Below are 7,788 nucleotides of genomic sequence, written 5' to 3' on the forward strand. Positions count from 1 at the left end.
GAGCTTGCGGATGATCTGCTCGGGGGTGTGTCGTCGTCGCGCCATGTCGTGATCTCGTCCTCCTGCACCCATTCTGGTGCATCAGAACTCTCACAACCGCTGGACCTGCTCAAAGGGCTCCAGTCAGCCGGCAGCCGATTTGCCCGGTTGCTGAGAAGTTCGCGGATCCACCTGCCACGGCGTGGGCTCAGCCATCCGCTCAGATTAGAGGTCCCGTCGCCAGTTGATCGAGATGTACTCACCGCCCGTGGGAACGTCCATCACACAGTTGTCGGGTGTACCGAACTGTCGACCTCGGACAGATCGCTGTCGTTTGCGAGATACATTGGCTCGGTTTGTGGTTGGGCTGAATCTCAGTGGTCGAATCGATTATCGGCGAGTTCGCACCGTCGACACCCGTGCTGCGCACGGCCACGCCTTCATTCGGGAAGCGAGATTCTCTGCAGAGATCGTGCTGGCGCCTACGGAGGGGTACGAGTTGTGCCGGGGAAGGATTCGCCTCGAGGCAAATGAGTGTCAATCGGGTTGAACGGGGGCAGCGATGTCGCCGGCGGCATGCAGGGTGTTGTAGGCCTGGACGGCGCTGGCTATTCCGACCGGCCCGGCGACGACGGCAGTGCCGATGGCGGCACCGAGTCCTACTCCGATACCTGCGCCCGCTACGCAACCCAAGGCCGCTGCGGGAACCGCGATTGGGCCGGTGGGCAGTGCCGTGAACCCGGCCGTCAATGCTCCGATCGGGCAGCCGATGGCGGCGCCGATGACTGTTCCGGCGATGCTCCCAGCGGTCGCAGCCAAGCCAACCTGATTAGCGGCGACACCGATCGCATTGTTGAAATCTGTTTGCGGATCGTGGGTGTCGTCGATCAGCTCTGGCGCCGCCGGCGATCGATCGATCAACGAAGCGTCGGGTGTCGAGGGTGGTGCGGTGCGCGGGTCGACCGACTCAGCCGTGGCGTATCCGGATGCAACCTCGAATCCGGAGACGGTCAGGGCGATTGCGACGAGTGCGCGAGCGAGGTTCACGTTACGGCTCCTCTACTAGGTGGCATGACTTGCCGCCCAAACATGTGAGATGGAAATCGATTTCATCAATACCAGTTGCGGAGTGGCTGGGTTCCCACTGGCGAGAAAGTGCGTCCGCCAGCGAGGGCCGCTTGTCCAGCGCGCCGCGTGTCGCCGATGCCTCTCGCTTGGTTCATGCGGACGCAGTGATCGTGCGACCTGCCGACATGGCGTGGCCGTATCAGCCTGGGGCAGGGGGTGCTTCGTCGTTGGTGACGGGGCCTGCGCAACCCGCGCACGCCGAATATCGAGGTGCGTGGCGCGTCTCTCGGGTGTGGGAGTCGCCTCTCAAGAGATCACTGGCGCCGGCTTCAGAGGTTCACGTCGGTGCGTTGTCCAATCCATTGTTGAGGTCCTGGGGTGCAGCGGTGACGTTGCGCCGGATGACCCTGCGTACGTCAGACTGAATGAGCATGGCGGCCGCGAGGAATTCATCGGACGTGGCGGCCCAGGTGAAAGGGCCTCGGTGGGCATCCGGATGCTCGATGTAGGTGAGAAACTGGTCGGACATCGACCGGACCAACTCGCCATTGCCGCGTTGGATCGACTGTTCGGCCGCGACCGACAGCCATTCTCGGATCTCGCTCAACTGCGTAGAGCCGGCGAGGGCGAAACGAACGCGGATCTGCCGGTTCGCAGCAAGCCAGTCCCGTGCATCGGGTGTGGTTCGGGTCGACAGATTGTCGACTACGACATGAATTTCCTTGCCCGCGTGTGGTTCCACTGCTGTGCGCAGAAAATCAAGAAAGCCACTGCTTGCACGGCCGGGTCGGCCGCGGCCGAGAATGCCGTGCGCTGGGGCGATGAGGATCGGGACCAGCGGCATTTGTGGCACGACGGCCTCGGATTGCTGTACTTCGCTGGAACACAAGACTATCGCCCCTCCGGGCGGAGACAAGTAGATGCCGACGATGTCGCCCCTTCGTGCGACATATTCGGTCGCACTGCGTGAGCGGGCGCTCACTCCGCATCTTCGCCACAAGGTAGCCACATAGCTGTGCGAGACAGCAAAACCCTCAGTCCGGGCGATATACCTCGCCATCTCCCGACAAGACCACCGAGACAGTCCATCTGGTGGCTGGCTGTGCGTCGCGGTCAAAATTCTGTTCCGGATCCGCGCGGGAACCTCGCTGTGAGTCGCGCTCTGCCGACGGTCGAGCAAACCTGTGACTCCCTCGGCACGGTATCGCGACAGACACCTGTCGACCGTCATCCACGACACGCCTGCCAAGGCGGCGATCTCGGATTTCGATCGTTTCTGGGCATGCCACAGCATCATCTGGGCGCGTTTGCCGACGATCGTGGGAACGTCTGGGCACCTTATGAGGTCGTGAAGCTCCCTCACTTGTTGGGCGGTAAGTTCCATCAAGCCGGATCACCTGCGCATAGCCCTCGGTTCAGCCAGATCCCATGCAACCACATCATGGGGTCCATATTGGCGCGAACGTGCTGTTGTCGGTCACGATGTCGTTCCCATCCGCGGGGGTTGGTGCCCGGATATCGGATATGTGGCGGATGTTATGCGAACGCAATGATGCGACCATCGCGGAGGGATGGATGCACTGTTGGAGTGCGAGTGGCCGACACGACATCACGGCCAAATCGCAGGGGTTTCGGCGAAGCCGAAGCGCTGGTTTCGTACCAGCCGATCGGGTCACGACAGGGTCAGACCGCATCCGTTGTATGTCCTGGCACAAGGAAGGAACCGCTGTATGTGTGATGATTTGTTACTTGATCGGATCGCATCGGCTGATGCTGTCGTTGCCGGCCGACGAGGTCTGCGGGACGTTTTGTGAGCGGCGAACACGGTCAGACTGGCTCTGCGGCGAATGAGGACATCATCACGGATCCCGATGTGAGTTTCACACTGGGGCGGTCAGATTCGTTTCCCACACCGACGCCGCAGGCTGGAGAACACGATGATGACGAGATTGCCGAGCTCGAGGCCGAGCTGGTTCGAGAGGCTGGCGTGGTGGGTCCGTCTGGCTGGCATTCTGTGGAGGTCGTTTTCACCGTCACGGTCGAGCACTGCGTGGGTAGGTGCGTGTATCTGGTCGGGGAGCGCCCACTACAGGTTGATGCGTCAGAGACGATGCGCGCCGTTGTTCGCCGATTACGCAGATTGTCGCCGCAGCGGCATCGAGAACCTTGGTGGGGGTTGCGGTTGCGTCTAGACGAGCAAGGCCACTACGAGATCATCTACGACTTCGGTGAGCAACCTCCTGCGGAGCTTCCGTCGCCCGAGGCATATCGTGATGACCTGCGGGAGTTCCCGCGCACACGGTTGCCTGTCTGGTTGGCCGCTTACATCGGTCATGGCGACAGGCAGTCACGGTCGCCCGGTCAGGCTGCGGCACAGGCGCGCGCCGATCGTGTTGCACAGCGATGGCCAGAGTTGGTTGAGAATGAACTCCCCGATTTTCCTGTGATGTGGGCAAGGTGGGCCGTAATCGCCGCGGTCTATTCCGCGGTGCAGTCGGATCGGGGTCCTCGCCTTTTGCCTGCGTTCGCGTGGTTCGAGAACTCACGCCACAGCGGATCGACTTTGTATGCCTTGCCGGGCGGGCGGGCTGTGTTGTCCGGTGGCGTGTGGAACGCACCAGCATTGGATGCGGCCTATAATGACGGGGTAGCGTTTCCCGAGTATTACGCTGGCGCTCCGGATTGGATTGCAGACCCCGTTCTGAATCCGCGTGCCCGTGTAGGGTTGCAGTCGTTCTGTTATTGGTGGGATGCGGGGCGTTGGTACAGAGGGGAGTCGCCCACCGCGGAGCAATGCGCAGAAGCGATTCCTGGGGTATGGACAGTAGGCGCCACGGCGGGAATCGTCACCAGCGTGATCGGCAGCCACGACGATGGGGGAGTGTTGGACGCCGCAGTGGCTTTGGTGCGTTTGGCGGAAACGGGCGAGGTGACTCGTGAGGCGGTTGCAGAGGTCATTGGAGGTCTGGACTCTGGAGACATCGACAGCGCACTGTATCAATTTGAGCTTGCCGGCCTCCACGCACCCACTGTGGATCCGATCCTCGCGGACGACGCCATCTCCCGCGTTCACGAATATGTCGTGGACCATGGCTACGACACTACGGGGTATCCGCTGGATCAGCTGCGCGCGGATCGTATCAGCTGTGGGTGGGTGGTCTATGTGCCGGTGCCGAGCGGGGAGCACGCATTGGGGCGGGCGACCTTCTATATCGCCGATGACGGCGTTATCGAGCAATCGACGTCATCGGTCAGGCCGGCGTCATACACCTCAGGCTTTGCTCAACGCTATCGTCAGCGAAGGCGGCTTCCAGTTTGATGCGTGACGGAAGGTGGCCTGTTCGAAAACAATGTGGCAGAGGTGATGTCGAACGAATCGGTTCCGTGAGGTTGTAACTACCTGATTCGGGCTATACGTGTAGGTCATACTAGTTGTCGGACCTCCCAGCCGGGATCGCTGAATGGACTGCGACTGACTGACTGTGTCGCAAACTCACCCGTCGTGGTCAGCACTGTAGCCGCAGTGATCGGCCCAAACGCCGATGGGTATCCCCAATGCCGGGAAGGCTTATGGCACAAGGCTGGTCGTCGTTCTCGGTATTTTGGCGGATTTGTTCGCGATGGCCATACCGTACCCTGGGGTACTCGACGCGATCTACCCAATGTCAGAGGCTACGAACCTCTGCGACGTGGGCGGAAATCCACGTTGCAGGCGGACGGAATCAGGAGTCTGCCATGGTGATGTCAAGTATCCGCGTAGTCCATACTCGCACTCGTTTGGAGAACCTGAATAGTTCCGATTACCACGCGGATTTGTTGGACGCCATCGACGTGCCGACGGTATCGACAGTGTCGGTCCGGAGAACATCCTCATGCGCCGGAAGGGTTTCGGTGTGGACAGAATGCAATACTCGGGCTGTCCGCGGCTTCCCGTCGCGACATCACGCTGTCATGAGGCGTCGCGTCGAGGACGTCATGTCCGATATCTGCGCCCTGGTCGACCGTGGCGTATCGGAAGTGACATTACTGGGACGTGGCCACGGGCCGGGTTCCTCCTCCGACACCGCTGACTGTAGGTCTTCGGATTGCAATCCACTCCTCGAATTGATGCGGGCTTGTCGAAGGATCGACGGTTTGGAGCGGGTCCGCATTGTATCCTCGAATCCGGCCGACTTCACCGACGAGGTCGTCGAGACCATGTCGAAGACACCGAATGTCTGTCCGCAGGTTCATTTGTCGTTGCGGTCGGGATCGGATCGCATGCTTGCCGAGATGCAACGCCCGTACCGGCGGGCCGACCTACTGCGTTGCGTTGATACGGTGCGAACGGTCATGCCGTATGCCTCTCTAACAGCTGATGTCGTCATCGGATACCCCGGTGAAACAGACGAGGACTTCGAACAGACGTTGAGTTTGGTGCGTGCGGTGCGGTTCGCCACCACCTATACGCACCGCGTCGCCATCCGATCGAGATTATCGAATGTGCCGGTTCACGCTGTGCCCGGCTCTATCTCGCGGGAACGAGTTGCTCGACTTATCGCTGTGCAGGCGCGGATCTCGCTCGAAGGCAATCAAGCGCTCCTGGGTTCCACGGTCGAAGTGCTGGTAACTGGTCAGGTGGGCAATCCCGAATTGGGACCCGCTTGGATACGGGGGCGAACGCGTGACGGCAGAACCGTGTACTTCCCACCGGGTCGTGAGAGGATATATCTGGTGGGGGATATCGTCATGGTCCAGATCGTCGGTGCTGCACAGCATTACATGGCCGCTGATACAGGCGTTCGAATTCGCTCTTATACCCCTCGGGTAGGGGCGACGAGCCGCAGAAAGCTTCCTTCCTCCGAAGTACAGGCCGGAACACACATCGAACTTGGTGCAGCGTCTTTGGCTAAGTGCCTGTGAACAAACTGATCGCATAGCGGTCGCGGCGGTTTGAGCTGGGTGAATCCTTGCGGCACTGTCGCTGGGGTGGGCTCGCGGCTTATGGTCGGAAAGGGGGAACCTGGCCGGTGCGGAGGCGCGATGGTGTCGTGGCGCGAGGAGCTCACGCGGCGCGAAACGGCGGCCGCTGAGCAGGTGCAGCGGCTGCGGGAGCAGATCGCGGAGTTGACCGACGAGTTGGCCGTGGCCGAGCGACTGCTGTCGCGGCTGACGATCACTCGGGAGACGATGGCCGAGATCCTCACCGAGGCCGATGAGCCGATTGATCCCGATGTTTCCGAGTCGACCGCGAGCACGAATACCGAACAGCCGCAACTGGTCTCGGGCTCCCGTTCACCGATCGGGCTGATGTTGGTGCCGCAGCGGCAGCCCGGGATGGACGCGGCGGCAGTACTGCCGGAGGACTACTGCGACATTCTTGCGGTGTTCGCCGAGGCCGGTCACGGGTTGCGGGCCGGGCAGGTCGCCGCCGAAGTGGGCATCGCCACCACCGACCGGTCGAAAGTCGAGGGATTGCGCTCGAAGTTGAAGCGTCTGGTGGCGCGGGGCTGGCTCGACCAGGAGCCCTCTGGGGTGTTCACGATCACCAATGATGCTGGTGTTGTGGGTGATTGACGGTCCACGGCGTGCTCATGCAGCGGTTTCGTCGCTGACGGACCGATGACGGCTCTTGGGAGGCGGGACCTGGTGGTAGCAACAGGAATTACCACAAACCATGCACCCCACCAGGTTCCACCATGTCGTTCTACTCTGCAAACCCCTGCGTTGGCACCCCGCCGCCGGAAACCGAGTGTTCCTGCGCGGCGTGTCGCTTCGGGCACGGCATCACCCATCCGAGGCGGACCCGTCACTACAGCTCCGACACCACCGACGCCCAGTGGGCGGTGCTGGCACCCTTGCTGCCGTGGCCGGTCTGGCTCGACGGCGCCGGCGGGCGCCCCGAGGAATACTGCCGCCGCAGCGTCATCGACGCCCTCTTCTACCTAGCCGACAACGGCGCCAAATGGCGCAATCTGCCCACCGATTTCCCGCCCTGGCGCACCGTTTACGGCCTGTTCTCGCGCTGGTGGTCCGGCGGTGAAATCACCGCGGTCCACAACGACCTGCGCGACAGGCTGCGCCTCGCCGCCGGCCGCGACTTCGACCCGAGCGCGGCGATCATCGATTCCCAAACCGTGCGCGCCGCCGAAACCGTCGGCGCCGCCACCCGCGGCTGGGACGCGGCGAAGAAGATGAACGGCCGCAAACGCCACATCATCGTCGACACGCTCGGACTGCTGCTGGTCTGCCACGTCACCGCCGCCAACGTCCAAGACCGCGACGGCGCCCGCATCGCCCTGGCCCGGCTGCGCGAGTTGTTCACCGCGATCATGCTGGTCTGGGCCGACGGCGCCTACAACGGCCACCTCGTCGGATGGGCACGCGAGAAACTCGCCCTCACAGTCGAAATCGTCCGTCGTCGCGAACCAGTGACCAGCTTCGTCGTGCTACCCCGCCGCTGGCTCGTCGAACGCTCTCTGGCCTGGATCTGCCTGCGCCGCAGATGCATTCGCGACTACGAACGCCTTCCCGAACATCACGAAGCCTGGGTCACCTGGTCGATGGTCATGCTCATGTCACGCCGCCTCGCCCGCACCCAACCACGGAAATGAGCAGTTTGTTCACAGGTACTAAGTGCGTGTTATCCAACTGATCGCATAACGGTCCCAGTGTTCTGAGCTGCCGAAATCTGTGGGGCGCTGTTGTTGTCGTGGTCGGCGGCATATCGTCGGTGCGGGGGCTTGGTCGGTGTGGAGGCGG

The 7,788-nt window shown here is 62.0% G+C and carries 6 protein-coding genes and 1 pseudogene; 4 read left to right on the forward strand and 3 right to left on the reverse strand.

Annotated features, from left to right (window positions below):
- Positions 1–516: 516 nt before the first annotated feature.
- The 3 genes and pseudogenes from VMT40_RS39255 to VMT40_RS39495 all read right to left on the reverse strand — a co-directional run.
- Complete coding sequence (locus tag VMT40_RS39255) at positions 517–1,026, reverse strand: hypothetical protein (protein ID WP_326364763.1); 510 nt, start codon at positions 1,024–1,026, stop codon at positions 517–519.
- 358 nt (positions 1,027–1,384) lie between these two features.
- Entirely contained in the window at positions 1,385–2,029 is a 645-nt protein-coding gene (locus VMT40_RS39260) for a hypothetical protein (protein WP_326364764.1), read from the reverse strand.
- A gap of 24 nt (positions 2,030–2,053) precedes the next feature.
- A pseudogene (locus VMT40_RS39495) lies at positions 2,054–2,431 on the reverse strand (helix-turn-helix domain-containing protein); the annotation flags it as partial.
- A gap of 489 nt (positions 2,432–2,920) precedes the next feature.
- Between VMT40_RS39495 and VMT40_RS39265 the strand changes: the two are divergent.
- From VMT40_RS39265 to VMT40_RS39280, 4 genes are all read left to right on the forward strand, one after another.
- Positions 2,921–4,366 carry a hypothetical protein gene (locus VMT40_RS39265; RefSeq protein ID WP_326364765.1) on the forward strand — a complete coding sequence of 482 codons (1,446 nt, stop codon included), beginning with the start codon at positions 2,921–2,923 and terminating at the stop codon, positions 4,364–4,366.
- 656 nt (positions 4,367–5,022) lie between these two features.
- Complete coding sequence (locus tag VMT40_RS39270; RefSeq protein WP_326364766.1) at positions 5,023–5,949, forward strand: radical SAM protein; 927 nt, start codon at positions 5,023–5,025, stop codon at positions 5,947–5,949.
- A 120-nt stretch (positions 5,950–6,069) separates the two neighbouring features.
- A complete protein-coding gene (locus VMT40_RS39275) occupies positions 6,070–6,603 on the forward strand; it encodes a hypothetical protein (protein WP_326364767.1) in 534 nt (177 codons plus the stop codon).
- Positions 6,604–6,725: 122 nt separating this feature from the next.
- Positions 6,726–7,640, forward strand: coding sequence for an IS5 family transposase (locus VMT40_RS39280; RefSeq protein ID WP_326364768.1), 915 nt, complete (start codon positions 6,726–6,728; stop codon positions 7,638–7,640).
- The last annotated feature ends 148 nt before the right edge of the window (positions 7,641–7,788 follow it).

Origin of the sequence: Nocardia sp. CDC160 (assembly GCF_035818795.1) — a bacterium.
Taxonomy (GTDB): Bacteria; Actinomycetota; Actinomycetes; order Mycobacteriales; family Mycobacteriaceae; genus Nocardia.

Bases quoted from the DNA above. Each gene is read 5' to 3' on its own strand.
- VMT40_RS39270 (WP_326364766.1), top strand. From the start codon at position 5,023: ATGTCCGATATCTGCGCCCTGGTCGACCGTGGCGTATCGGAAGTGACA.
- VMT40_RS39275 (WP_326364767.1), top strand. From the start codon at position 6,070: ATGGTGTCGTGGCGCGAGGAGCTCACGCGGCGCGAAACGGCGGCCGCT.
- VMT40_RS39280 (WP_326364768.1), top strand. From the start codon at position 6,726: ATGTCGTTCTACTCTGCAAACCCCTGCGTTGGCACCCCGCCGCCGGAA.